Genomic DNA, 25649 nt, shown 5'->3' on the forward strand with positions numbered 1-25649 from the left:
TGCCATAAGTGCATGAAATCCGTTCAAATTTGAAATGGAGTGTGATTTGATTATCCATGCCCGAGGAAAAACAGTATTATGAACTTTGACAAATTCACGATAAAATCTCAAGAGGCGCTGCAGAAGTCGGCCGAGATTGCGATGGGCAACCAGCAGCAAGCGATCGAGCCGGGGCACGTGCTGAAGGCGATCCTGGAGACGGACGAGAATGTTTCGGGCTATTTGTTTAAGAAGCTCAACATTAACGGTACTATCCTGGAAAACCGGCTGGATGAGATCATCCAGGGTTACCCGCGTGTGTCGGGTCAGCAACCTTACCTGTCGTCGGCCACCAACACGGTGTTGCAGAATGCACAGAAGGAGCTGCGCGAATTTAAAGACGAATATGTAGCCGTCGAGCACTTGCTGCTGGCCTTGCTGGACACCAAAGACAAGGTGGCATCGCTTATGAAAGATACGGGCTTTGACCGGAGCGGCCTGATCAAGGCCATTAAAGAGCTGCGCGGTGGCAATACCGTAACGGATCAAAACGCCGAAGCAAAATATAAATCACTGGAGCGCTACTCCAAGAACCTGAACGACCTGGCCAAGCAAGGGAAGATCGACCCGGTCATCGGCCGCGACGAAGAGATCCGCCGCGTATTGCAGATCCTGTCGCGTCGTACGAAGAACAACCCGATCTTACTGGGCGAGCCCGGTGTCGGTAAAACGGCGATCGTCGAAGGCATGGCGCAACGCATTGTAGACGGTGACGTGCCGGAGAACCTGCGCGACAAGATCCTCGTGTCGTTGGACATGGGCTTGCTCGTGGCGGGTGCAAAGTATAAAGGCGAATTTGAGGAACGCCTCAAGGCCGTCATTAAAGAGGTGACCGATTCAAACGGTCAGATCATTCTCTTTATTGACGAGATCCACACCCTGATCGGTGCGGGCGGTGGTGGCGAAGGCGCCATGGATGCCGCCAACTTGCTGAAGCCTGCATTGGCCCGCGGCGAGCTGCATGCGATCGGTGCGACGACACTGAAAGAGTATCAAAAATATATCGAGAAGGACAAAGCGCTGGAACGTCGCTTCCAGTCTGTGATGGTGGACGAACCTTCGGTAGAAGATTCGATCTCGATCCTGCGCGGTATAAAAGATAAATATGAGCTACATCACGGCGTGCGGATCAAAGACGACGCGGTGATCGCTTCGGTTGAATTGTCGAGCCGCTATATCAGCGACCGCTTTCTGCCCGACAAGGCCATCGACCTGATGGACGAGGCGGCGGCGAAGCTGCGCCTGGAAATGGACTCGCTGCCGGAAGAGCTGGACGAGCTGAACCGTAAGATCATGCAGCTCGAGATCGAGCGCGAGGCGATCCGTCGGGAGAAGGACAAAGACAAGGAAGCGATTCTGAGCAAAGACATCGCTGAGCTTTCAGAGCAACGCAATTCGCTCAAGGCGAAATGGGAAAGTGAGAAGGAAGTCGTGCATGGCATTCAGAAAGCAAAAGAAGATATCGACAAGCTGAAGTTCGAAGCCGAGCAGGCCGAGAAGGCCGGTGATTACGGCAAGGTGGCGGAGATCCGCTACGGTAAAATTACCGAGTCGGAGAAACGCCTGAATGAATACCAGCAGAAGATGAAAGAGATGCAGGGCGAGAAGTCGCTGTTGAAGGAAGAAGTAGACAGCGAAGATATTGCCGAGGTCGTAGCGAAGTGGACGGGTATACCAGTGTCGAAGATGTTGCAGAGCGACCGCGAGAAGCTGCTGCAACTGGAAGAAGAGCTGAGCCGGCGTGTAGCCGGGCAGGAAGAAGCGATCCGCGCCCTGAGCGACGCGGTGCGCAGAAGCCGTGCCGGTCTGCAAGATCCGAAGCGCCCCATCGGTTCGTTCATCTTTATGGGTACGACCGGTGTCGGTAAGACGGAGCTTTCAAAGGCGCTGGCCGACTATCTCTTCAACGACGAGAACGCCATGGTGCGCATCGACATGAGCGAGTACCAGGAGCGTCACAGCGTAAGCCGTCTGATCGGCGCGCCTCCCGGCTATGTAGGATACGATGAGGGCGGCCAGTTAACGGAGGCCGTGCGCAGAAAGCCATACTCGGTCATCCTGCTGGACGAGATCGAGAAGGCACATCCGGATGTATTTAACATTCTGCTGCAGGTGCTGGACGATGGTCGCCTGACGGACAACAAGGGGCGTGTGGCGAACTTTAAGAACACGATCATTATCATGACGACCAACATCGGCTCGCAGATCATCCAGGAGAACTTCGAGAAGATCAACGACACGAACTTCTTCGATGTGCTGGAAGAGACGAAGGAAGAGGTGTTGAGCCTGTTGAAGAAGTCTGTGCGACCGGAGTTTGTGAACCGTATCGACGAGATCATCATGTTCCGTCCGCTGGGACAACAAGACATCCGCAAGATCGTAGATATACAGGTGGACCTGGTGCGCAAGCGCCTGGAAGAAGCCGGTGTTCGCATCGAGATCTCGGATGCCGCGCGCGACCGCCTGGCGCACCTGGGCTTCGACCCGCAGTACGGTGCTCGTCCGCTGAAGCGCGTGTTACAGCGTGAGCTATTGAACGAGCTGTCGAAGCAGATTCTTGCCGGCAAAGTTCACAAGGACTCGGTGATCTTCATCGACCTGAAGAACGGCGTTGAGTTTGTATTCGAGAACGGCGAGCTGATGCCTGTATAAATTCGTACAGGCTGGGAACTAAAAGATGTATCCACATCGTTATATAGACAGGTTTAAGGATTGGTGATCCCGACTACGGTCGGGATGTGAAGTTGGTTAGAGGGGTTTGGTTTAGCCCCCGGGGTGGTTCCCGGGGGCTTTTTATTTTGCGTTATCTGCACACACCGGTATATAATTCTGCCTTGCAAAAGAAAAGCCACACATGCGATGCATGCGTGGCTTTTTGTTATATGCGTGTGTCCGCTTAGTAGGCGCGCACGAGCTTGCCTTCCATGTAGTTTACGTACGAGCGGTTCACCACTTTCATACCGCCGGGGGTTGGATAATCGCCGGTAAAATACCAGTCGCCTTTGTGAAGCGGTATGGCCTTGTGTAAATTATCTACCGTCTGGAAGATGATCTCCAGCTCGGCATTCATATCCGCCGGGCGACAGATCTCTGTCACTTTTGCCGAGATCTCGTCGTCGGTAAATTGTTCGTACAGCTGCTTGACGTAGTTCTGCTGACGTTCGTGCCCGCGGGCACGGGTACATTTTTCATATACTTCGCCGAGCATGTAGTCTTTGCCCTGATCCTGCAGCAAGGCGCGCATGGCGCGGAATGCGACGAACTCGCCCATCTTGCTCATGTCGATGCCGTAGCAGTCGGGGAAACGGATCTGCGGGGCGGATGAGACCACCACGATCTTTTTCGGACCGATGCGGTCGAGCATTTTCAAAATGCTCTTCTCCAGCGTCGTGCCGCGTACGATCGAGTCGTCGATGACCACCACGGTGTCGATGCCTTTGCGGATCACCTCGTAGGTCGTGTCGTATACGTGCGACACCATTTCGTCGCGGTGCTCGTCGTCGGTAATGAACGTGCGCAGCTTTACATCTTTCAGCACAAGCTTTTCGACGCGGGGGCGCAGCGTGAGTATATCTTCCAGTGAATCGACGGAGGGTTTGCCGTCGATCACGACTTCTTTCTGTTTCTTGATGAGGTATTCTTCAATGCCTTCCATCATACCGAAGAACGCCGTCTCGGCGGTGTTGGGTATGTAGGAGAATACGGTGTTGCGCAGGTCGAAGTTGATCGCCTTCAGCACCTGCGGTACGAGCAGGCGGCCGAGCTGCTTGCGCTCGCGATAGATGTCGGGGTCGTTGCCGCGTGAGAAGTAGATGCGTTCGAAGCTGCACGATGTTTTTTCGCCGGGCTGCGTGATCTGATACTGGCCGTACTCGCCACTCTTGTTGATGATGAGGGCGTGTCCCGGTTTTACTTCTTCGATCTGGCTGTAGTCAATGTTGAAGGCCGTTTTGATGGCCGGCTTTTCCGAGGCTACTACCACTACTTCGTCGTCGGCATAGTAGTATGCCGGGCGGATGCCGTTGGGGTCGCGTGTGACGAATGCCGAGCCGGAGCCGGTCATGCCGGCCATGGTATACCCGCCGTCGAAGTCTTTGCAGGCGCGTTTCAGGACGCGGTGCAGGTCGAGCTCGGTCTCGATGATATCGGATACCTCGCGATTGGAGAATTTGTCTTTGTATTTTTCGAAAAGCGCCTGTACCTCTTCGTCCAGGAAGTGGCCGATCTTTTCCATCACCGTAACGGTGTCTACTTTTTCTTTCGGGTGTTGCCCCAGGGCGACCAGCAGATCAAAGAGCTCTTCTACGTTGGTCATGTTGAAGTTGCCTGCCATGACCAGGTTCCGGCTGCGCCAGTTGTTCTGACGCAGGAAGGGGTGCACGTTTTCAATGCTGTTGACGCCGTGCGTACCGTAGCGCAAGTGGCCCAGCCACAGCTCGCCGGTAAAGGCAACATTTTCCTTGAGCCATTGCTCGTCGCGGAAACGTGCTTTGCCTTCTTTCTGGGCGCGTTTGTATTTTTTGCTGATCTTTTTGAAGAGGTGGGCTACGGGTTGGGCTTTGATGGAACGATAGCGGCTAATGTAACGGTGTCCGGGTTCGATGTCTAACTTGATGTTGGCGATCCCTGCGCCATCCTGTCCGCGGTTGTGCTGCTTCTCCATCAGGATATACATCTTGTTCATCGCGTAAGTGGGTCCGTACTTCTCGATGTAGTACGAAAGGGGCTTACGCAGGCGGATCATTGCAATGCCGCACTCGTGCAGGATCTGGTCACTCATGTTGGTCCGTTAGTCTCGTTAGACGACCCGTCGTCAGCCGTTCGTTGTAACCGTTTTCGCACACCCGGCAATTCGCCTGCAAGCACACGGACAACGAATAACCGTTAACGGATCACAAAGGTAATTTTATTAATCCATCCCATCAACAGTCCCGGGCTGAAGAAGAGGACGAGTAGCAGTAAAACCAACAACAGGCCAAAAAGATTTTCGAATGTGAGGTTATTTGTGGAAGTGGGCGATTCGCCATTTTTTATAAAGGCGAAATAGGGTATGCGCAGATAATAAAAGAGCGAAACCACCGTATTCAGCAAACCTATGACGAGCAGCCACAGCAGCACTGGCTTGCCCGAAAGGGCGTATGCTTCCCACAATGCAGAAAAAATAAAAAGTTTGCCGGTAAAACCGGCCGTGGGCGGCAATCCGGTCAGTGCCACCAGGCCCACCAGCAGGAACACCATGGGCCACACCCTTTGGCGGCCAAGGCCCTGGTACGATGCAATCGTTTCCAATCCTATATTTTCAAAACCCTGTAGGTATATAAAGACCAGGAAATTCATGACGACATACACGGTGGCGTAGAACAGCATAAACTGCATGCCTTGCGGCAGAAAGGCGACGACGCCCACCAATAAAAAACCCGATTGTGCGATGGAAGAATACGCCATGAGGCGTTTGGGATTTTTTTGCCACAGTGCCGAGAAATTTCCGACCGTCAGGGTGATGATCGCTACGACGGCCAGGACGGCCTGCCAGTCGAAGGTGGACTGTCCGAACGCGTTCAGCACGAGCACAAATTTCAGCAACGCGCCGATCGCCGCCAGTTTGGGCACGACGGAAAAGAACGCGACCACCGGCATGGGGGCTCCTTCATACACATCGGGTGCCCAGGGGTGCGCGGGGGCGGCCGCCAGTTTGTATAAAAAACCGGCCAGGACCATGAGGCCGGCAACAAAGACGAGGGGCGTTTGCTGCTGTTGCAGCGCGGCCGAGAATGTTCCGGAAGAAAAATCGAGCGTGCCGGTAAACCCGTACAGCAGCGACAGGCCGTACAGCATGACCGCCGATGCTACCGCCCCAAACAGAAAATATTTCAGGCTTCCCTCCGCGCCCTGGCGGGTAAACGAAAACCCCGCGAGCACATACGAGCAGAGGGACATGATTTCCAGCGACAGGAACACCATGAGCAGATTCTGGCTCATGACCAGCAGGTGTGCTCCGAGAATGACGGCGAGCAGGAGCGAATAATATTCTGAAAGGCGTTCGGTGGTGCGGGTGTCGCGCCAGGCCATGACGAGTGTCAGCACCCCCCCTACATCGATCAGCGCGCGCAGGTAGGCGGAGAAGTTGTCGCTGCGGACCATACCGCCGAATAATGTGTGGCCAAAGGGCGCCGCATGGTGCGGCAGGGTTACCAGGCTGAGCACGATCGTGCCGAAGACCATGAGAGTCAATCTGCCGCGGCGGCGGTTGAGCAGGCCTGCCAGCAACACCAGCAGGATGCCCAGCGACAGGATGAGCTCGGGCACGAATGCGTGCAGGCTACTCCGAACCAGTGCGATCGTTTCTGACAGGTCGCGTTCCACTGGCTTACGGTTTAAAGGTTACGCTTTTGCCGACGGTGAGCACGTGCTCACAAAATTGCTGTGCAAAGGGATCGATGATGTCCAGCACGGGCTGCGGCCACACCCCGAATGCCAGCGCGGCTAGCGCGAGGGGCACCAGCTGTATATATTCCCGCACGGTGAGGTCGGTGATCTGGGTCGGCTGGATCCCGCCTTTCAGGTCGAACGGACCAAAGAACATGCGTTGCAGCGTCCACAGGTAATAGGCCGCACCGAACACCAGGCCGGACGTGGCAATGATGGCCAGGCTTTCGTGGAGCAGTCCGTTGGTGCTGGCCGACTTGAAGGCACCCAGGAATACCAGGATCTCGGCGATAAACCCGGAGAAGCCCGGCAAGCCCAGGGAGGCGAAGAACGCTACCAGCACCATGGCGGTATATGCCGGCATGCGCGACGACAAGCCGGAGTAGTGTGCGATGGTGCGGTCGTGGGTGCGGTCATATACCACACCGGCCACGAGGAAGAGCATGGCGGAGATGATGCCATGGCTGAACATCTGGTACACGGCGCCGTTCACACCTTCGGGCGTAACGGCGGCCAGGCCCAGCAGTACAAAGCCCATGTGTGCCACAGATGAGTAGGCAATGAGCCGCTTGAGGTCTTTGCTGGCCATGGCATTGAAGCTGCCATAGACGATCGAGATCACGCCCATGATGGCCACAAAGCTGCTGAAGTATAGCGCTGCGTCGGGAAAGATGGGCATGGCAATGCGTGCCAGGCCGTAGCCTCCGATCTTGAGCAGCAACGCGGCCAGCAGTACGGACATGGGTGTGGGTGCTTCTACGTGGGCATCGGGCAGCCAGGTGTGGAGTGGCACCATGGGCAGCTTGATGGCAAACCCGAGAAAGAGCAGCAGGAAGGCCCACTGCCGGGCGTCGAGCGGCCCGAGCCTCCACACGTTGTGGGGATCGAGTATGGCGTGCGATACGATGTTGGATGGATCGGCCATGTGCAGCAGGTTAAAGGTGTGCACCAGGCCGCCGGGCGATGACGGGTCGTGTACACTGATGTACAGGCCGATCATAACGATCAGGATCAGGATGGACCCAAGCAGTGTGTATAAGAAAAATTTGATAGACGCATATTCTCTTCTCGGTCCGCCCCAGATGGCGATGAGAAAGAACATCGGCAACAGCATAAACTCGAAGAAGAGATAGAACAGCAGGAAGTCGAGCGCGACAAAGCTGCCGATGATGGCGGCGTTGAGTATGAGCAACAGGATGTAATACCCTTTTGCCTGGCGGGTGGTCTGCCACGAGGCGATGGTGGCGATCAGCAATACAAACACCGAGAGGGCTACCAGGGGCATGCTGAGCCCGTCGACGCCGACAAAATACTCGGCGCGGAAGACGCCCCACGAGCCCAGGCTCAGCACGATCCAGGGTTGTTGCTCGACGTGTTGCAGGCCGCCGGCGTGATAGGTTGCCAGCAGTTGTACCAGCACAAACACTTGCAGCACACTGACCGCCAACGCCAGCCACCGGAACGTCTTGACGGCCCCGGCCGGGATGAACACCGCGGCCAGCGCGGCGGCGAGCGGGGTGAAGATCAGGAATGAAAGGAGGTATGGCTGCATTCTAAAATAGTGTCCAAATTAGAAAAATAATGATTGCCAGAACGGACCAAAAGATATAAAGCTGGATTTTGCCTCCCTGGAATGAGCGTGTAAAACTGCCGACCGTACGGACCAGCGCGGCCAGGGCATTAACGGTGCCGTCGATGATGACGCGGTCGAACCAGCCCGTGAGGTGCGCCAGCGTTACCTGTCCATAGGCGACGTAATGCAGGAAGCCGTCGATCCAGCGGCGGTCGATTTTTTCGGTGAGCAACGCCAGGGCGTATGTGCGGGTTGCAACGGTCTGTGTATAGAGCTTGTCGATGTAAAAGCTGTTGAGCAGCAACGGTACGTGTGCCGTGCGGGGCTGCCGGAAGATATAGTAGGCCACGGCGCCGGCGATCAATACCCACGCCCCGGAAATAAAGACCAGCAGTGCTGAGTGGAAGTTCTCATCGGCCTTCGCCGGTTGGTACAGCCATCCGTGGTAGTTGAGCGGATTCCAGGAGACAAAGAACCAAAACGAACCCAGCGCCAGCAGCGCGATGGGCCCGCGCATGTGCCAGGACGGCTCGTGCACGGTAAGGCTAGTGGTCTCACGTTCCTCGCCGAGGAAGACTTTTGCGATCAGGCGGAAGGTATAGAGCGCGGTTAAGAACGACACCAGGAATGCGCCGCCAAATACGAGCCAGCGCCAGGAAAATGTTTCGCCTTTCCAGTATAACAAGGCTGTGAGGATAGCATCTTTTGAGAGGAAGCCCGAGAAGAACGGAAGCCCCGCCAGGGCGGCGCCGCTGACGACGAACGCGGCGAAGGTAAAGGGCAGCTTATGCCGCAGGCCGCCAAGGTTGCGAACATCCTGTACGTCGAAGTGGGCGTGGGTGCCGTGCTGCGCTTCATGCAGGGCATGTATGACGGAGCCGGCACAGAGGAACAGGCAGGCTTTGAAGAATGCATGGGTAAAGAGGTGCAGATAAGCAGCGTCGGGTGCGCCCGCTCCTACTGCCATAACCATAAAGCCTAGTTGTGAAATCGTGGAGTATGCGAGTATTTTCTTGAGATCGGTCTGCGCGAGGGCGGCCAGGGCGGCGAGCAATGCGGTGACCACGCCCGTCAGTGCTACGACGTCGAGTGATGCGGGCGTGAACAATGCGTGCAGGCGTACCAGCATGAACACTCCGGCGGCGACCATGGTGGCGGCGTGAATCAGTGCCGAGACCGGCGTGGGTCCTTCCATGGCATCGGGCAACCAGGTGAACAGCGGAAACTGCGCCGATTTGCCTATCACACCGCAGAAAAGGCACAATGCACCTGCCGTTTGCAAGCCCTGCGAATAATCCGATATGAACTCCGGGTTGTTCCCATCAATAAACGTCAGCAAATAAATATCAAATGATCCGGATTGTACCCAGTAGATCATGAGACCGACGATAAAGCCGACATCGCCGATGCGGTTCATGACAAACGCTTTTCTGGCAGCCGTCGCCGCGGATGGCAGGTGCTGCCAATGGCCGATGAGCATATAGGAAGAAAAGCCGACCAGCTCCCAGAACACAAACATGGTGAGCAGGTCGATGGTCAGCACGATGCCCAGCATGGAGAATGTAAAAAAACCCAGCATGGCATAGTAGCGTGACAAGGCCCCATCGTCTTTCATGTAACGCGTGGAGTATATATGCACCAGGAAGGAGACGAACAGCACCAGCACCGCCATGAGTGCAGAAGTCCTGTCGACGAAAAAGCCCGTGGAGAACGAAAGGTCACCCAGATGAAACCAGGGGAACTTCAGTACCACGTGCGTGTCATACACCATCCGTAACATATTCGCCGCGGCTGCCAGGCCGGTGAGCAGCAGCAGCGACGACAACGTCGTGATAACATTCTGACGGCGCGCGGGAAATAACCTGCAAAGCAATGCGGAAAGCAACGGTAGACCTACTACCAGCAGCAGACAGCCTAAAAAATATTCGGAGTCGGCTAACGTGTCCGGATTGTTTATGATCACTTCTTTGCTCATACCATCGGGTCAGGGTTTGTCGCTGAGTTCGGCTACCGCATCCGGCACGGACGTCTGGTAGAAATGATAGGTACGCAAGATGATGGCCAGGCCCACGGCGGTCTCGCACACGGCTACGATGATCACGAACAGTGCAAACATCTGCCCATCGCGGTGCGTGGGATATAATTGATTAAACGCAACGAGGTTGAGGTTCGCGGCATTCAGCATCAGCTCGATGCCGATCAGCATCATGATGGCGTGGCGTTTGACAACGACCAGCATCAGCCCGATTGAAAACAGGATGGCGGCGAGTATGAGAAAGTGCTGCAACGGAAACATCATGAGGCTCGTTTATCTTTTGTACGGGCTGCGATCACGGCGGCTCCGATCAATGCCATTAACAGTAACATACCGGCCAGCTCGAAGGGCAATACGAAGTCGCGCATCATGACCAGCCCGGTATCCTGCACGGCATCCTTCGCCCGTGGGACGGCCGATGCTTCCGGAGTAAAGTCATGTTCTGCCAATCCATACAGCAACAGCGCCAATAACGATGCGGCCGCCAGTGCGCCGCCAAATACATTACCGTGTTGTACGACCAGCGGTTTCTCTCCGATCTTTGCGGTCAGCATGACCCCGAACAGGATCACGACGACAATCCCTCCCGCATAGACCAATATTTGCGTGACGGCTACAAACTCCGCGAAGGCCAGTATATACAGCGCTGCCAGTGACAGCAGGCAGACGATCAGCAGTAATGCGCCATAAAAAACCTGACGGATGAAGATCAGCGAAACGGCCGACAGGGCTGCGGCTGCTTCAAAGAAGGTGAACATGATTGCCGCCGGTTCCATCAGCTTGCAGACGGAGGTCCCGCCGGTTTAATCTTCGGTTTGAATACGGGCTTGGCGCCAGCCGCGGGCGGTGGTGCTACGGCGGGTGTACCCGGTGCCGCGGGGGCCTTGGGTTGTGTCGCTTTGCTCTGCTGGTATACTTCGTACGCTTGCTTTTTCTCGGTGATCTCGGCTTCGGTCATTTCGCCGAAGACAAAGTTGTGGTCGCGTATGTCCAGCACGCTGAAGTCGTATACTTTGGTCATGGTCAGGCACTCGGTGGGGCACACGGTGGTGCAAAGCCCGCAGAAGCAGCACTTGGCCATGTCGATATCGAACTTGGCGGCATAGATGCGTTTGGAGGTACCGTCGGAGGTCTTGCCGATCTCTTCAATCGCTTTGATGGGCTCGATGGTGATGCAGTCGACGGGGCAGACCTTGGCGCACTTGTCGCAGACGATGCAGTCGTCGATCTCGTTGTGCAGGCGATAGCGGCCGTTGTCCGGCACGGGCTGCATGGCGTGGGGGTACGCAATGGTGTTGATGCCCTCGGTGTCGTTAAAATAGGTCTTGTCGCTGATGATGACGGGGCGACGGCTATGGCGTGCCTTCAGCAAATGGGAGAACGTGATCTTCAGCCCCGTCCACAGGGAACGTACCGTGCTGCCGATCGCGCCGAAATATGTAAGCGGGGTTCCTTCCATTTCTGTGGAACAAAAATAGAAGGTAAAAAGATGTTAAAAAGAAATTTAAAAGATGAATTTAGGGGTACTACCCGTTACCGGGTACCCCCTTTTGTCTGGAATAGCGTTCGTTAGTCTGCCTTCGGGAGGGTAAAGAAAAACGTACTGCCTTGTCCTTCTTCACTTTCAACCCAGATGCGTCCGCCGTTCTTTTCAATGAACTCTTTGCAGAGGATCAGGCCCAGGCCGGTGCCCTTTTCGTTGGCGGTACCGCGGGTGGTATACGGGGCGGTCTTGTCGAAGAGCATGTTGAGCACTTCGGGCTTCATGCCGACACCGTTGTCTTTCACGGAAAACAACCATTCCGATGCCTGCGCCTTGGCGTCGATGATCACTTTGCCGCCGTCGTTGGTGAACTTGATAGCGTTCATCATCAGGTTCCGGATCACCAGGTTGATGGTGTTGGAGTCGGCATAGCCGATGGCCTCTGTGGGCACCTGATTCACCAGGTTGATCTGTTTGTTTTGTACGGAGGTGAGCAGCTGGATGTTTTCGTCTACGATCTTGCGCAGGTTGATCCGGCCGGCTTGCAGGCTCAGCTTATCCATTTGCAACAGTGTCCAGTCGAGCAGGTTGTTCAGCAACGTGCGGGTATGGTTGAACCGTACTTTGAGCTCCTGTGTATGCTTGTGCATCTCGGCGGGCTCGATGGCGCCTTTGTCGATGAGGTCTAACAGACCCGCCAGGGCGTTGATCGGCGACCGCAGGTCGTGCGAGATGATGGAGAAGAACTTGTCTTTTACCTGGTTGAGGCGCTCGAGCTCTTCGCTGCGTTTTTCCATATCGTCCTGGTGCTGCAACAGCAGGGTGTTGATCTTGCGGCGGCGTTGCCCGCTGCGGTATACCGTCACGAGCAGGATCGCGCTGAGGGCCATGACCACGACCAGGATATTGCGTACGAACTCCTGCTTCTTCAGCTCGCCGCGCTGCATCACCTGCAGTTGGCTGAGGGCCGCGATCTGTGTATCGCGTGATTCTGTCTCGAAGCGGATCTGGTCGCGCAGCAGCTTGCCTTGTGTCTCCTGGCTGAAGAGGGTATCTTCCAGTTGCTTGTATTGCTTGTAGTAGAACAGCGCCTTTTTGAAGTCGCCTTTCTGTTCCCACAGTCCCGACAGCTGATTGAAGGCTTTGATCTCCAATACGCGGGCGTTGAGCGTGCGCGCTACGGAGAGGCTGGCTTCAAATTTCTCCAGGGCCTTTTCAAAGTTCCCTTCTTTCGTCAGCACAATGCCCCGGCCCAGGTTGGCTTCAGCCATGCCGTAGCGGTTGGTGGTCTTCTGGTGCAGGGCATAGGCCGAGTCGTAAAAGGCCAGTGCATTTTTATAGTCGTTCTGTTGCAGGTAGGCCGTGGCCATGGTCGACAGTACCTTGGGTTCGATGATGTCGACGTGCAGCTTGCGTACCAATGCGAGGGCCTGACGCAGGGTGGCCAGCGCCGAGTCGTATTCATGCTTGCGCAGCAACACATCTCCGATCTCGTAGAGGCCGTAGGGAATGCCTTCCTGGTCGTTCTGTGTTTCGCTCAGCTTTTTAGAAAGCTGCAGGTGGTCGAGGGCCTGGTCGAACTGTCCCAGTTCTTTGAATACGCGGCCGACGTTGTGCAGGGCGATCAGCATGCGCAGGGTGTCGCGGGCGGCACTGGCCATGCGGTGTGACTGCGTGAAGTAGAAGTACGCGTCGTCGTATTCGCCCAGGTCGTAGTAGTCGTTGCCGATGGCGTTATATTCCTGTGCGATGCCGGCGCTGTCTTTCACGACCATGTCGAGCTCGAGGGCCAGGTTGTCATAGCGCAGGGCAGAGCTGTAGTCGCCGCTGATGGTGTAGAGCAGCGCGGCATTGCGATAGGCTTTGATCTTGTGCAGGGGCAGGTCGGTGTTGGCGGCCAGGGCGATGGCGTCTTCGCTATACTTCACACTGCGGGCGAAGTTTACGAACTGGTACATCCCCGACAGACGGGTGAGCGCGTCGAGGCGCACGCTGTCGGGCAGGTCCGACGACTTGACTACGTTCTCGAGGCTGTCAACGCCTGTGGGTGCCTGGGCTTGCGCCAGGCCGCACGAGGCCAGCAGTATAACCGTTAAAATTACACGTAATGACAGCATCCTGCTCATATAGATAGTACTTTCCAAAATCCGCATAGAATAACCAATGCTAGTGCTATTGGTGTTAAATATTTCCACGATAAATTCATTAATTGATCAACCCTGAGCCGAGGGTAGGTCCAGCGGACCCACATTTGAATCGCGACGAACAGCAACGCTTTGCTCAGCAACCAAAAAATTCCCCAAAGGGTCGAAGCCACAGTGCCCGGTGTACCGCTTGTCCATTCCGCTAACCGCATCGATGCGATATTAGGCAGGGGCGTACTCCAGCTTCCAAAAAATAACACCGACCCTAATATACTCACTAAAAGCATCATTCCATATTCGCCCAGCATGATTACCGCCCAGCGGAAACCCGAGTATTCGGTCTGAAAGCCTGCTACGAGCTCGGACTCCGCCTCGGGCAGGTCGAACGGCGCGCGGTTGCTTTCGGCCAGGGAGGCTATAAAAAAGATCACCCACGCCAAAAAGAGCAGCGGCATGCGGAAGACGTTCCACGCCAGAAAGCCGCCGATGGCCGTTACATCTATACCCCACGACCGGATGCCGAACAGGTATTGATGCTCGGCGCTGAGCGCGCTTTGCTGATACGAGATGGCTTGCAGGTCGAGCGTTTCGCTGACCATGCAGACACATAACACCGAGAGGCCAAGGGGCACTTCGTAGGAAATGATCTGGGCCGCCGAGCGCATGGTACCCAGCACACTGTACTTGTTATTCGAGCTCCAGCCCGCGATCAGGATGCCGAGCACGTCCAGCGACGTGATCGCCAGCAGGAAAAAGACGGCCGAAGAAATGGGTGCGCCGGTCCACGCGGGTGTTAGCGGCAGTACCGAAAAGCCAACAAATACTGCTGTAAAAATGACGATGGGCGCTATCCGGAAGAGGAATTTGTCTGCGCCGGTGGGGATGATATCTTCTTTCTGAATGAGCTTGACCAGGTCGGCAACGCTCTGCAGCAAGCCGTACGAACCGGTTTCCATGGGCCCCAGCCTGTCCTGGATAAACGCCGAGATCTTCCGTTCTGCGTAAATAGCCATGATGGTATACAGCAGGAGGAAGGGCAGTATGAACAGGAGCGTGCTCAAAATGGGTTAAATGGCGTCAAAGATGCGGAATTTATTACGGTGGTTTTCTATCATTTCTGAAAAAACAGTACACCGACGACCGTTGGGACGTCCTATTCCCATAAGGCATGACGGTCGAGGTGGACTGTTTCGCGGAAAAACAGCCGTGCCGATGCCTCAAACGATTCGGTGTAGTCGGATACGAGGAAATGATAATAGGGATCGGCACCTGTGTCATTGAGGAGCCCCTCCTGCTGCAGGTGGCGTTGCAGGGCCTGGGCCACGACCTCGGATGAATCCAGGATGGCGAGCCGTCCTTTATAATAGTCGCCGATCTCTTTTTTGATCAGCGGGTAGTGTGTACAGCCCAGGATGAGGGCTTCGATATTTTGCAGCGACGGATCGGACAGGTATTGGGCGATGATCTCGTGGCTGATCTGATTATTAAAGAATCCCTCTTCGATCATGGGCACCAGCAACGGTGCGGCCAGGGAATGCACCGTGGTGCCTTTGCCGGCTTCTTCGATCTTTTGATGATAGACGCCCGACTGCACGGTGCGCTTGGTCCCGATCAATCCCACCTGTGCGCCGGGGAATTTATCCAACACCAGCGAGACCATGGGGTCGATCACGTTGATGATGTGTATGTCCTTGCGCACGTATTCTTTCAGCAGGTCGTAGGCGGCGGAAGAAGCAGAGTTACAGGCGATCACGATCACTTTGCAGCCTTTTTTCACCAGCACGTCGGCAATGCGGACGGAATAGGCCTGTATGGCGGCTTCGGACTTTTCGCCATAGGGCAAGTGCGCGGTATCGCCGAAATAGATCATGCTTTCGTTCGGCAACAATTTCTTAATGGCGTGTGCAACGGTCAGTCCACCGATGCCGCTGTCGAATACGCCGATGGGCTGCTGCTTTTCTACCTTCATTGGCTGCTGTAAATCGCTGCGAATTTTACTATTTTTAATGTCATCTTAACTGCATGAGCCATAAAAATCCGTGCTTTTTTTTCCTCCTGGTAACCACGCTGCTCTTGTTACCAGGTAGTACCCGCGCACAGGATACTACCAACCTCGATAGCCTTTACCGTCGTGTACGATCGAGCTCGCCCCGTGATATGGTGGAGGTCTTCGATGCGTTACAAGGCCGCTACCTGATGCTGGACCAGGAGCGGGCCATCCGTTTTGCGCGACAAGGTTTGAAGCAGACCGAGAAGAGCTCACCCCTCAGCCGCGTGCTGGCCAACCGGAACATGGCATTCGTCTACGGAAAATTCGGGTTTAAAGAAGAAGCCCTTCGTCACTTTCAGCGGGCCCTGGCCACCGCGAAAGAGAAGCCCGGCGAGGAGCTGGGGCTGGGCCTTGCTTATTTTTACCTGGGCCAGTTCCTGTCACAACAAGGCCTGCTGGCAGAAGGACTCCAGCACATTCTCGACGCCTCGAAGCTCTTCGAATCCTTACAACTCTATCACTATGTGATCTTGTGCCACTACGAGAGCTGCATGATCAACTACTCGGCACACAACTACCAGCAATGCATTGACGAAGGATATCGCGTGCTGCAGTACCACGATCGCCTCACCGAAACGGAAAACCGTCATGCTGCCGACTTTCAGAAGATGAGCACGTGCAACACCATTGCCCTGGCGCACCGCCAGATGAAGCAATATGCCGCGGCGCTACGTTACTACGACCAGGCAGAGGCCCTGGCGCGCAAGATCAACGACGAGTTCTGGATCGGCCTTATCAATGGTAACAAAGCGGTGGTGCTGCGCGACCTGGGCCGCGTGGAGGATGCCAAGGCGGGCGTACTGGAGGACTACAAGGTAAGCCAGAAGTTCAGCATGTGGAGCAGCGCCGGCATGGCCTGCCTGACCATGAGCGACATTTATTTAAAACAAGGCAATTACCCCCTGGCCACCACCTACCTCGACTCTGCGCGTGTGATGTTCAGCCGCGAGCACGATGTGGTGGGCTCCCGAAAAAATATGGCATCGTACTGGCTGTCGTGGTCGCGCCTCAAGTCGGTGCAGGGCGCGTACGGGCCGGCATACGATGGTCTTCTGAAACACGTCCAGCTGCGCGACTCGTTGTACCACGAGCAGGAGGCGTTGAACCTGGCCAAGGTAAAGGTGGCCTTTGACCTGGACCGCAAGCAAACCGAGATCGCCCTGCTCACCAAGAATAACGAGAATCAGGAAGAGCGCATCCGGGCGCAGAACGTTCTCTTTATCGTCACGCTCATGGGCCTGATCCTGCTGGTGGTGCTGGTGATCCTCCTCATCCACAACTTCCGCCGGCAGCGGAATATCTCCCGGCTTATACGCCAGCAGCGCGACGAGATCGAGATCAAGAACTCGGAGTTGGAAACGCAGAGTACCATGCTGCAAGAAAATAACCAGTATATCCAGACGCTCAACACACAGCTGGAAATGAAGGTGGCCGAGCGCACGCGACAGCTGGCGCTCTCCAACCAGGAGCTGGATACGTTCTTATACCGGTCGTCGCACGATATCCGACGTCCCATTACCACCCTGCTGGGCCTGGACCAGGTGGCCCGCCACATTGTAAACGACCCGCAGGCGAACATGCTGTTTGACAAAGTGACGGAGACGGCGCGGAACATGGACAGCATGTTGTTCAAAATGCAGATGATGTATGAGCTCAACAAACCCGACCTCACGCTGGAGCCGATCCATCTCAACCCGCTGGTGGAAGAAGCGGTGAAGTATTTCCAGAACGACTTCGTGCGGTTCGGCATTACCAGCCACCTCAGCGTACATGCCGACATTACCATCTTGTCCAACGTGGGGCTGTTGCGCATCATCTTCCGCAACCTGATCGAAAACGCCGTGCTCTTCCGCAAGACCCAACCCGGCGTGACTCCTTTTATCGATGTGAACATCATGCAGGTGAACGACCATGTCGAGATCCACGTGGCCGACAACGGCATTGGTGTGGAAGAGAAATACCAGGCGCGGCTGTTTGACCTGTACTTCCGGGCTTCACAGGCTTCTAAGGGGAACGGGCTGGGATTATACCTCGTCAATAAGGCTATTCATAAATTGAAGGGGACGATTACGTTGATCAGCGACTATGGTGTGGGGACGACATTTACCATACACTTGCCATTGGTGGAGCCGGTGTAGGCCGCCAGTTACCTTTTGCGCACTGCGCGCCTGCTTTTGCTTACGCTGTCATCGCACAGAAAAATAAAAAGGGTGCTGTCGATTATGACAACACCCTTTTCTATTCTTTGTCGCTCTAAGCTGTTATGGCTTCGGCGCGTTTGATTGTCCTTTGCTGGCTCCTGAGCCGGAGATGGCCTGACGCATGTCGGTGTCGGCCTGTACGTTTTGCATTTTGTAGTAGTCCATTACGCCCAGGTTGCCGTTTACGAAGGCGGAGGCGATCGCTTTCGGGATCTCGGCTTCGGCCTCGATCACTTTCGCGCGGGCTTCCTGTGCTTTTGCTTTCATTTCCTGATCCAATGCTACGGCCATGGCGCGACGCTCTTCGGCTTTTGCTTCGGCTACTTTCAAGTCGGCGGTAGCCTGGTCGATCTGCAGCTTGGCACCGATGTTGGCGCCTACGTCTACGTCGGCAATATCGATCGAGAGGATCTCGAAGGCCGTGCCGGCGTCGAGGCCTCGCGACAGTACGAGCTTGGAGATTTTATCGGGACTTTCCAGCACTTCTTTGTGTGACTTGGCTGAACCGATAGACGATACGATACCTTCACCCACGCGGGCCAGGATGGTATCTTCACCGGCACCCCCTACCAGCTGGGCGATGCTGGCGCGCACGGTTACGCGGGCCACGGCGATCAGCTGAATGCCGTCGGCCGCTACGGCGGCTACCTTGGGCGTTGTGATCACTTTGGGATTAACCGAGATCTGTACAGCCTGGAATACATCACGGCCGGCGAGGTCGATGGCGGTGGCTTGCTTGAAGCTCAGGTTGATGTTGGCTTTGTCGGCAGAGATGAGGGCGCGAATAACATTCGGTACGTTGCCTCCGGCCAGGTAGTGAGTTTCCAGCTCGTTCGAGGAGATCTGCAAACCGGCTTTCGTCGCGGTGATCAGCGAGTCTACCACCACGCGCGGCGGCACCTTCCGGATGCGCATGAACACGAGGTCGAACAGCCCCACCTTCACGTTGGAGAAGATAGCGGTGATCCACAGGTTGATGGGTACAAAGTATAAGAAGAGCAGGAACAGGACGATCCCACCCAGCACGATAACAAGATAGTAAACAGGATCCATAATGGTTTTCTAAGGTTGGTTAAATGGTTCTACGACAATATCATTAAGGTGTATCTGGATAATGCGGACGCGCTGGCCCGGCTCCACATATTGTCCCAACGTTTTTACTTCAAACGTTCTGTTGTGGAATTCGGCTTTGCCGATCGGGCGGAGCGTCGAAAGCGTGATACCTTCGTCGCCCACGCTCAGGCCGCCGGTGATGCCCTCGTTCACTTTGCCGTCGATAGACGATTTATTGGAGAACCGCGACCACGCGCCGGACCGGAAGCTATAGAAGAGTGCGCCCAATGTAGCCACCAGGGTGCCCGTTAATATATAGAAGCCCGTGTCGCTGCCGAAGTGCTGGTAGCCGATCACCACGCCGGCGCCGGCGAAGATCAGTCCCAGCAAGCCCACTACGGTGGTGCCGGGGATAAACACCAGCTCGATCACGATCAGCGCCAGGCCGATGAGCAGTAACGAAAAAATGATTATCCACATGACCATGGCTGACCAAAATTATTAAGCGATTAGTATGCCCGGGCAAACAGCACCCGGCGGGTTGACGGCTTGCCGGAATAGATGCAAACGCCGGCTTCTTCCTTCGCATCCAGGGGGATGCAGCGAATGGTGGCCTTCGTCTCCTCTTTTATGGCTGCTTCTGTTTCGGGGGTTCCGTCCCAGTGCGCGGCCAGGAAGCCACCTTTCTCGTCCAGTACCTTCCTGAACTCTTCATACGAGTTAACCTCTGTGGTAACCTCGCTGCGGAAGGTCTTGGCACGGGCGTAGATCGTTGCCTGGATGTCGTCGAGCAGGGCGGGGATCTTTTCGGCCACTTCGTCCAGTTTCATGACCTGCTTTTCTTTGGTGTCGCGACGCGCCACTTCTACGGTGCCGGCCTCCATGTCGCGCGGACCGATGGCCAGGCGCACCGGTACTCCTTTCAACTCCCACTCGGCAAACTTAAAGCCCGGCTTGTGGGTATCGCGGTTATCGAACTTCACCGCAAATCCCTGCTTGCGCAGGGCGGCAGAGATTTCCTGTGCTTTGTCTGATATCTTCGCCAGCTCTTCGTCCGTGCGGAAGATCGGAACGATCACCACGTGGATAGGCGCCAGTTTGGGCGGCAGCACCAGGCCGTCGTCGTCGGAATGGGCCATGATCAGTGCCCCCATCAGGCGCGTGCTCACGCCCCACGAAGTACCCCACACATACCCCAGCTTACCCTCCTTATTGGTGAACTGTACATCGAACGCTTTCGCAAAGTTCTGCCCCAGGAAGTGCGAAGTACCGGCTTGCAGCGCCTTGCCGTCTTGCATCATGGCCTCGATGCAATAGGTGTCTACGGCGCCCGGAAAGCGTTCGCCTTCTGACTTTCTACCTTTTACGACCGGCAGCGCCATGAAGTTTTCGGCGAAGTCGGCGTAGACGTCGAGCATCTGCACGGTCTCCCGTACGGCTTCGTCGGCCGTGGTGTGGGCGGTATGGCCTTCCTGCCATAAGAATTCTGCCGTCCGTAAAAAAAGGCGTGTACGCATTTCCCAGCGTACCACGTTGGCCCATTGGTTCACGAGGATGGGCAGGTCGCGGTAAGACTGGATCCATTTTTTGTAGGTGCTCCAGATGATGGCCTCGCTGGTAGGCCGTACCACCAGCTCTTCTTCGAGCTCGGCTTCCGGATCAACGATCAGCTTGCCTTTATTCTGAGGATCGGTTTTCAGGCGGTAGTGCGTCACGATGGCGCACTCTTTGGCAAAACCTTCGGCGTTCTTTTCTTCGGCTTCAAACAGGCTTTTGGGTACAAAAAGCGGGAAATAGGCGTTCATATGGCCGGTATCCTTAAACATTTTGTCCAGTGCCTGCTGCATTTTTTCCCAAATGGAGTACCCGTAGGGTTTGATGACCATACATCCCCGCACGTCTGAATGTTCAGCAAGATCTGCTTTCTTCACTAATTCGTTGTACCACAGAGAATAATCTTCTTTGCGGGTGGGTAATTCTTTGGCCATACTGGTATAATTATTGTTATAGGTGATCTATGTCGAAAAGGCAAATATAAATTCAGCGGGACAAATACTGGCTAAATTTCGTAGCTTTATCGACACTTTTACGGCTTTACATGCGTTAGGTTGTGTAGAGCCAGCACGAAAGATTTTAAACACCCTACGCTATGAAAACCAAGGCATTGTTGCTGTTACTGGCAGCTTTTATCATAAACATCGGCGCCTTCGCCCAGGAGGACGATGACATGTATTTCAACGCCTCCGATCGCGCCAAGCTGAAATCAAAAGCACGGGAGGACCAAACGGCCTATGAGGCCAGCGTGAAGAAAGCCAAGAAAATGCGCGAGGAAGAGCCTGTAGCGGAGGAGGAAAGCGTAGAGGCGCTCAATCCCACCGACAGCTACTCGGCCCGCAACGTCAACCCGGAGTACGAAGCCCGCGAGAACGCGAAGCTTGCCGAGTCGGACGAGCAGGATTATTTCGTGAACAACTACCAGTATTCTACTTCCAGCAACCTGAACAACTGGAATAACAATTTTAATTCGTGGTACGGCAGCTCGTGGTACAGCCCCAACTATTACAACGCACCCATCAACTCGTGGAACAGCCCGTATTATGGTTACGCCGACCCGTACTACAGCCCCTGGTACAACCCGTACTGGAATAACAGCGGCTGGTCAGCGTCTTTCAGCTACTACTGGGGTAACTCGTGGAACTATGGCTACGGCTGGGGCGGCAACTACAATTACTGGAACCGCCCGTACTGTGGCTATGCTTCTTCATGGGGATTTGGCTACGGTTACAACTATGGTTATCCGGGTTGGTATGGCTACCCGGGCAGTGTGATCATCATCAACAACGGCGAAGGCGCTTATGGCCCTCGTTATGCCAAACGCGGCAGCCGTGGCAACGACATGGTGAACAATACACGCCCCAACACCAATACCCGCACGCAGGTGTCGGACGCTTTTGGCAATAACAACCGCTCGCAGCGACAAGCCGCCACCGGCCGGACTTCCGCGCCGACCACGAAACTGAACGACAACGCCGTAACACCCGCGAACCGTACCTCTCGTCAGAACACCGAGTACTATAACCGCACATGGCGTCGTGTAACGCAGGAGCCTTCAAACTCGAGCAGCGGAAATTCGAACTCGAACTCCGGCAACCGCTCCTACGGACGTACGTCTAGCGGCAATTCCAACTCAGGCTGGAACAACAGCAACAGTAACAGCGACCGCACGTATACACCGTCGAGAAGCAGCAACAGCGACCGTTCGAACTCATCGTTCGGCAACAGTAACAGCGGCGGTGGTGGACGCAGCAGCGGTAGCTTCTCGGGCGGTAGTTCGGGTAGCAGTTCCGGCGGCGGTCGCTCGCGCGGCGGCAGAGGCAATTAATTCTTACTTTTTCGTACAGTACACACTATGAAGGTGATGAAGGTAGTGAGGATAGCCCTCACGGTAGCTATCCTATTGTTTATTATTTCCCCGGCCCTTCCGGTCCTGGGGCAAAGCTTCACGGGCAACGCGCTGCTGTTCAGCCGTACGAAGCCTGCCGGCAGCGCGCGTATCCAGGCACTGGGTGGTACGCAGACATCACTGGGAGGTGATTTCAGCTCGGCGGCGTCCAATCCTGCCGGACTTGGTTTCTACACCAAGTCTGAATTTACCCTGGGCCTTGGCGTAGCCGGAGAAGACATCAGCACGAACTACTACGGAACAACGTCCAGCAATCAGAATTCAAAATTTAATATCCCTTCACTTAGCCTGGTGTTGCACTATGGCAACAACCGCGAAACGGGATTCCTGGGTGGTAGCTTTGCCATTACCTTCACGCGTATCAACGACCTCAACAACTCGTATCGTTACAGGGGCACGAATAACGAGACATCCATCATCGACTTCTTTGTGGACGATGCTTACTTTCAGGCACCCGACGATCCGGCGTACCTGGAGGCGGGCAATGACGGATATTATACACTGTCGGGACTGGCATACAACAACTACCTCGTGGACGCGATCTACGATGACAACGGCAGATTTACAGGGCGCTATGGATCCGTGCTTGATACGGATATTCCCATCGAGGGCCAGCCGGACGAAGTACGCACGATCGACCAGGTAGAGTCCTTCCGGCGCTCCGGGCGTCAGTATCAATGGTCTTTTGCCTACGGGGCTAATTTCTCTGATAAGTTCTACCTCGGCGCCAGCCTGGGCCTGACAACGCTGCGCTATTCCCTGGAGTTGAACTTCCGGGAATCAAATTTCCGGTATACCCGCGGCGACCAGACCGTCGATTACAATCCACTGGATTACCACTCCACGACGGAGAACATCGACATTGAAGGAAGCGGCGCCAACTTCACCATCGGCGCGATTTACAAGCCTGTGAACTTTGTGCAATTAGGCGTTTCACTGGCAACTCCTACCTGGTATAGCTTAACCGATAACTATACGGCGTCACAAGAAGCAAATTGGAACAACTTCGACTACTATGACACTCCCGACGACGACTCGGATGATCTGAGGAATATCGTCTCCCGGTTTGACTCTCCCACCCTGTCGGAATACACCCTCCGCACGCCGATGAAAGTCAGCGCCGGCGCTACGTTCATCGCCAAGTTCGGCTTTATCACCGCCGATGTAGAGTTTGTAAACTATGGTAATTCCAAATACAAAGACAATACGGGTAATTCCGATTGGTATGATTCCGACAACAAGAATATCAAGTCGACCTATACGTCCGTGGTGAATTATCGCGTGGGGGCGGAATATCGCTATAATATCTTCCGCGCTCGTCTTGGCTATAACCTGATGGCCGATCCGTATCGTGCCAGCAGCGGGGTGGATCGCAAGATTCAGTCTGTTTCCGGCGGTGTGGGCGTGCGTGTGAAAAAATTCTATACCGACCTTGCGGTTGTTTCCAGCAAAACGGAAAACGTACGGGTACCGTACTCGGTCGACGACATCCCCGAGCCGCGTGCTATACAAGATGTAAAGAATATGAACTACCTGCTAACGCTGGGCTTTACTTTTTAAGCCTGGCGTCGAGGGCTTGTTGCAGCTCGGGCAATACGGGTTCTTTCAGGCAGATCTGTGCTTGTGTATAACAGGCGTACCGCCGATCGTACAATGCCGTCAACTTTGCTTTCTTTTCTGCCAGGTCTTCGGCCTGGAGCAGCGGCCGTCCTTTATCCGTAGCGGTTCGGTTGAGCAGCTCCTCCACCGGCACGTCCAGGAACACACTGAGGCCCGCCGCGTTGATCACGGTCATGCCGTCGTGAAAGCAGGGCGCTCCGCCACCGGTGGCCATGACAAAGGCCATGTCGGCTGCGGCCCAGTGCTTTAATACTTCCGATTCTATCAGCCGAAAATGTGCCTCGCCGTCCTCGGCAAAGATGGCCTGCACCGTCTTGCCGGCGTGACGTTCGATCTCTTTGTCCTGGTCTACGAACGGCAGCAGCAACGCCTCCGCCAGGGGCCGCCCGAGGGTGCTTTTGCCGGAACCGGGCATGCCGACCAGGAATATCTTGAGGTGCCCGCTCACTCGCCCAGTTTGTTCAGGACCGTTGCCGCATCGGGCGTATCGTTGTGATGCCACATGCCTTTTACCGTGCCGTCCTTCCACAGCGTAATGCCCGGGTTGGAGCGAATGATAGTCTTTAAAACCGTGGCATCGACGAAGTAATAGGCCACCGGCAGCTGATACTCATGGCGAAAGGCTTCAAACTCGCCGGCGCTCGAGGCCGTCAGCGCCATTACCTCTACTTTGCTGCCCTCCAATGCTTTTACAAGCGCACGCACCTTATCGATGTTTTTAACCGATGCTTTCGAGACATCGTAAAAGATCAGCAACAGCTTGTTGCCTTCAAATGTGCTTTGTGTCATATCTTCGCCCTGGTCGGTAAAGACAGAGTAGTCGGTGATCTTGGCTTTGGTCTTATCTTCGTTTGTCTGGCGTACACTGATGTATTGATATACCGTCGTGTCGCCCAGGTATTTTTCCGATGCGATCTCTTCGCCGCTGTCTTTCTTTTTAAATACATACTCAAAGCGCGGTTGCTCTTCGGGCTGCATCTGCTGCGGTATATTGTTGCCGACCTTATAGGCACGGAAGTCGATAAAGGGCAAGTGCAGCAATGCATAAATGCCCAGCGCAAAGCAGATAACGGTGGAGGCGGCAACGATGATGTTACCGGTACGATCGGGCAACGCCGGCTTATAACGCTTGCGGTACCAGAACAGGTGCAGGATAAATACCACCAGGATCACGTCTTTCGTAAACGACTCCCAGGGCGTGAGCTTGATGGCGTCGCCAAAGCAGCCGCAGTCCGTCACCTTGTTGAAGTACGCGGAGTAGAACGTGAGAAAGGTAAAAAAGATGATCAATCCCAGCAGCACCTTCGTGGTCAGGTTCATGCGGTAGAAAAGCAGTACGGCAATGCCGAGCACCACTTCCAGCACGATCAGGATCAGGCCGATTTCCAGCGCCCAATCTTTGAACACCAGAAAGAAGGAGCCAAAGTCGTTGGCAAAGACTTCGAAGTATTCTTCCATTTTGATCTCGGTGCCGATCGGATCGTTGAGCTTGATCAGCCCGGAGAAAATGAATAAGGCGCCTACAAAGAAGCGTGAGAATTGGTCGATTATCTTGATCATCG

Annotated in this window: 19 protein-coding genes; 4 read left to right on the forward strand and 15 right to left on the reverse strand. The window is 55.1% G+C overall.

Annotated elements, in window-relative coordinates; all coding sequences use genetic code 11:
• Window positions 1–78: 78 nt before the first annotated feature.
• Window positions 79–2691 carry an ATP-dependent chaperone ClpB gene (gene clpB, locus KK078_RS14255; RefSeq protein ID WP_254090956.1) on the forward strand — a complete coding sequence of 871 codons (2613 nt, stop codon included), beginning with the start codon at window positions 79–81 and terminating at the stop codon, window positions 2689–2691.
• A 244-nt stretch (window positions 2692–2935) separates the two neighbouring features.
• Here the strand turns inward: clpB and KK078_RS14260 are convergent, their stop codons facing one another.
• From KK078_RS14260 to murI, 10 genes are all read right to left on the reverse strand, one after another.
• Complete coding sequence (locus KK078_RS14260; protein ID WP_254090957.1) at window positions 2936–4819, reverse strand: amidophosphoribosyltransferase; 1884 nt, start codon at window positions 4817–4819, stop codon at window positions 2936–2938.
• Between the two features lie 104 nt (window positions 4820–4923).
• Window positions 4924–6402: an NADH-quinone oxidoreductase subunit N gene (locus KK078_RS14265; protein WP_254090958.1), complete on the reverse strand. Its 1479-nt coding sequence runs from the start codon at window positions 6400–6402 to the stop codon at window positions 4924–4926.
• Between the two features lie 4 nt (window positions 6403–6406).
• Window positions 6407–8017 carry a complex I subunit 4 family protein gene (locus KK078_RS14270; RefSeq protein ID WP_254090959.1) on the reverse strand — a complete coding sequence of 537 codons (1611 nt, stop codon included), beginning with the start codon at window positions 8015–8017 and terminating at the stop codon, window positions 6407–6409.
• 1 nt (window position 8018) lies between these two features.
• The gene (locus tag KK078_RS14275; RefSeq protein WP_254090960.1) at window positions 8019–10013 is read right to left on the reverse strand and encodes an NADH-quinone oxidoreductase subunit 5 family protein; all 1995 of its coding nucleotides are present in this window, start codon (window positions 10011–10013) and stop codon (window positions 8019–8021) included.
• A 9-nt stretch (window positions 10014–10022) separates the two neighbouring features.
• On the reverse strand, window positions 10023–10337 hold the full coding sequence (gene nuoK / locus KK078_RS14280) for an NADH-quinone oxidoreductase subunit NuoK (RefSeq protein ID WP_317195912.1): 315 nt from the start codon (window positions 10335–10337) through the stop codon (window positions 10023–10025).
• The gene (locus KK078_RS14285; protein WP_254090961.1) at window positions 10334–10831 is read right to left on the reverse strand and encodes an NADH-quinone oxidoreductase subunit J family protein; all 498 of its coding nucleotides are present in this window, start codon (window positions 10829–10831) and stop codon (window positions 10334–10336) included. Before KK078_RS14285 ends, nuoK begins: the two co-directional genes overlap by 4 nt.
• A gap of 17 nt (window positions 10832–10848) precedes the next feature.
• Window positions 10849–11532 carry a 4Fe-4S binding protein gene (locus KK078_RS14290; RefSeq protein ID WP_254090962.1) on the reverse strand — a complete coding sequence of 228 codons (684 nt, stop codon included), beginning with the start codon at window positions 11530–11532 and terminating at the stop codon, window positions 10849–10851.
• A 110-nt stretch (window positions 11533–11642) separates the two neighbouring features.
• Window positions 11643–13682: an ATP-binding protein gene (locus KK078_RS14295; RefSeq protein WP_254090963.1), complete on the reverse strand. Its 2040-nt coding sequence runs from the start codon at window positions 13680–13682 to the stop codon at window positions 11643–11645.
• Entirely contained in the window at window positions 13679–14761 is a 1083-nt protein-coding gene (nuoH, locus tag KK078_RS14300; protein WP_254090964.1) for an NADH-quinone oxidoreductase subunit NuoH, read from the reverse strand. Before nuoH ends, KK078_RS14295 begins: the two co-directional genes overlap by 4 nt.
• Window positions 14762–14853: 92 nt before the next feature.
• On the reverse strand, window positions 14854–15669 hold the full coding sequence (gene murI / locus KK078_RS14305) for a glutamate racemase (protein WP_254090965.1): 816 nt from the start codon (window positions 15667–15669) through the stop codon (window positions 14854–14856).
• A 53-nt stretch (window positions 15670–15722) separates the two neighbouring features.
• Between murI and KK078_RS14310 the strand changes: the two genes are divergently transcribed.
• A complete protein-coding gene (locus tag KK078_RS14310; protein WP_254090966.1) occupies window positions 15723–17888 on the forward strand; it encodes an ATP-binding protein in 2166 nt (721 codons plus the stop codon).
• Window positions 17889–18011: 123 nt separating this feature from the next.
• Here the strand turns inward: KK078_RS14310 and floA are convergent, their stop codons facing one another.
• Genes floA through proS form a run of 3 tightly spaced genes read right to left on the reverse strand, consistent with a single transcriptional unit; the run spans window position 18012 to window position 20992 of the window.
• Window positions 18012–19004: a flotillin-like protein FloA gene (gene floA, locus KK078_RS14315; RefSeq protein ID WP_254090967.1), complete on the reverse strand. Its 993-nt coding sequence runs from the start codon at window positions 19002–19004 to the stop codon at window positions 18012–18014.
• A 9-nt stretch (window positions 19005–19013) separates the two neighbouring features.
• Window positions 19014–19490: an NfeD family protein gene (locus KK078_RS14320; RefSeq protein ID WP_254090968.1), complete on the reverse strand. Its 477-nt coding sequence runs from the start codon at window positions 19488–19490 to the stop codon at window positions 19014–19016.
• 23 nt (window positions 19491–19513) lie between these two features.
• Entirely contained in the window at window positions 19514–20992 is a 1479-nt protein-coding gene (gene proS, locus KK078_RS14325) for a proline--tRNA ligase (RefSeq protein ID WP_254090969.1), read from the reverse strand.
• A 161-nt stretch (window positions 20993–21153) separates the two neighbouring features.
• Between proS and KK078_RS14330 the strand changes: the two genes are divergently transcribed.
• Both KK078_RS14330 and KK078_RS14335 read left to right on the forward strand, forming a co-directional pair.
• The gene (locus KK078_RS14330; RefSeq protein WP_254090970.1) at window positions 21154–22386 is read left to right on the forward strand and encodes a hypothetical protein; all 1233 of its coding nucleotides are present in this window, start codon (window positions 21154–21156) and stop codon (window positions 22384–22386) included.
• A 27-nt stretch (window positions 22387–22413) separates the two neighbouring features.
• A complete protein-coding gene (locus tag KK078_RS14335; RefSeq protein WP_254090971.1) occupies window positions 22414–24027 on the forward strand; it encodes an OmpP1/FadL family transporter in 1614 nt (537 codons plus the stop codon).
• Here KK078_RS14335 and KK078_RS14340 read toward each other — a convergent pair.
• Window positions 24017–24535, reverse strand: a complete 519-nt coding sequence (locus tag KK078_RS14340) for a shikimate kinase (RefSeq protein ID WP_254090972.1) — start codon at window positions 24533–24535, stop codon at window positions 24017–24019. The two genes, KK078_RS14335 and KK078_RS14340, sit on opposite strands and share 11 nt — an antisense overlap.
• Complete coding sequence (locus KK078_RS14345; RefSeq protein WP_254090973.1) at window positions 24532–25647, reverse strand: BT_3928 family protein; 1116 nt, start codon at window positions 25645–25647, stop codon at window positions 24532–24534. The genes KK078_RS14340 and KK078_RS14345 overlap by 4 nt, the downstream gene beginning before the upstream one ends.
• Window positions 25648–25649 lie beyond the last annotated feature (2 nt).

It is taken from the genome of Dawidia soli, from assembly GCF_018598185.1.
GTDB classification, from domain to species: domain Bacteria; phylum Bacteroidota; class Bacteroidia; order Cytophagales; family Cyclobacteriaceae; genus Ohtaekwangia; species Ohtaekwangia soli.

What these genes read in the sequence shown, in the direction of transcription:
- clpB (WP_254090956.1), top strand. Translation starts at nt 79, where the DNA reads ATGAACTTTGACAAATTCACGATAAAATCTCAAGAGGCGCTGCAGAAG.
- KK078_RS14260 (WP_254090957.1), bottom strand. Translation starts at nt 4,819, where the DNA reads ATGAGTGACCAGATCCTGCACGAGTGCGGCATTGCAATGATCCGCCTG.
- KK078_RS14270 (WP_254090959.1), bottom strand. Translation starts at nt 8,017, where the DNA reads ATGCAGCCATACCTCCTTTCATTCCTGATCTTCACCCCGCTCGCCGCC.
- KK078_RS14275 (WP_254090960.1), bottom strand. Translation starts at nt 10,013, where the DNA reads ATGAGCAAAGAAGTGATCATAAACAATCCGGACACGTTAGCCGACTCC.
- nuoK (WP_317195912.1), bottom strand. Translation starts at nt 10,337, where the DNA reads ATGATGTTTCCGTTGCAGCACTTTCTCATACTCGCCGCCATCCTGTTT.
- KK078_RS14285 (WP_254090961.1), bottom strand. Translation starts at nt 10,831, where the DNA reads ATGTTCACCTTCTTTGAAGCAGCCGCAGCCCTGTCGGCCGTTTCGCTG.
- KK078_RS14290 (WP_254090962.1), bottom strand. Translation starts at nt 11,532, where the DNA reads ATGGAAGGAACCCCGCTTACATATTTCGGCGCGATCGGCAGCACGGTA.
- KK078_RS14295 (WP_254090963.1), bottom strand. Translation starts at nt 13,682, where the DNA reads ATGAGCAGGATGCTGTCATTACGTGTAATTTTAACGGTTATACTGCTG.
- murI (WP_254090965.1), bottom strand. Translation starts at nt 15,669, where the DNA reads ATGAAGGTAGAAAAGCAGCAGCCCATCGGCGTATTCGACAGCGGCATC.
- KK078_RS14310 (WP_254090966.1), top strand. Translation starts at nt 15,723, where the DNA reads ATGAGCCATAAAAATCCGTGCTTTTTTTTCCTCCTGGTAACCACGCTG.
- floA (WP_254090967.1), bottom strand. Translation starts at nt 19,004, where the DNA reads ATGGATCCTGTTTACTATCTTGTTATCGTGCTGGGTGGGATCGTCCTG.
- KK078_RS14320 (WP_254090968.1), bottom strand. Translation starts at nt 19,490, where the DNA reads ATGGTCATGTGGATAATCATTTTTTCGTTACTGCTCATCGGCCTGGCG.
- proS (WP_254090969.1), bottom strand. Translation starts at nt 20,992, where the DNA reads ATGGCCAAAGAATTACCCACCCGCAAAGAAGATTATTCTCTGTGGTAC.
- KK078_RS14330 (WP_254090970.1), top strand. Translation starts at nt 21,154, where the DNA reads ATGAAAACCAAGGCATTGTTGCTGTTACTGGCAGCTTTTATCATAAAC.
- KK078_RS14335 (WP_254090971.1), top strand. Translation starts at nt 22,414, where the DNA reads ATGAAGGTGATGAAGGTAGTGAGGATAGCCCTCACGGTAGCTATCCTA.
- KK078_RS14345 (WP_254090973.1), bottom strand. Translation starts at nt 25,647, where the DNA reads ATGATCAAGATAATCGACCAATTCTCACGCTTCTTTGTAGGCGCCTTA.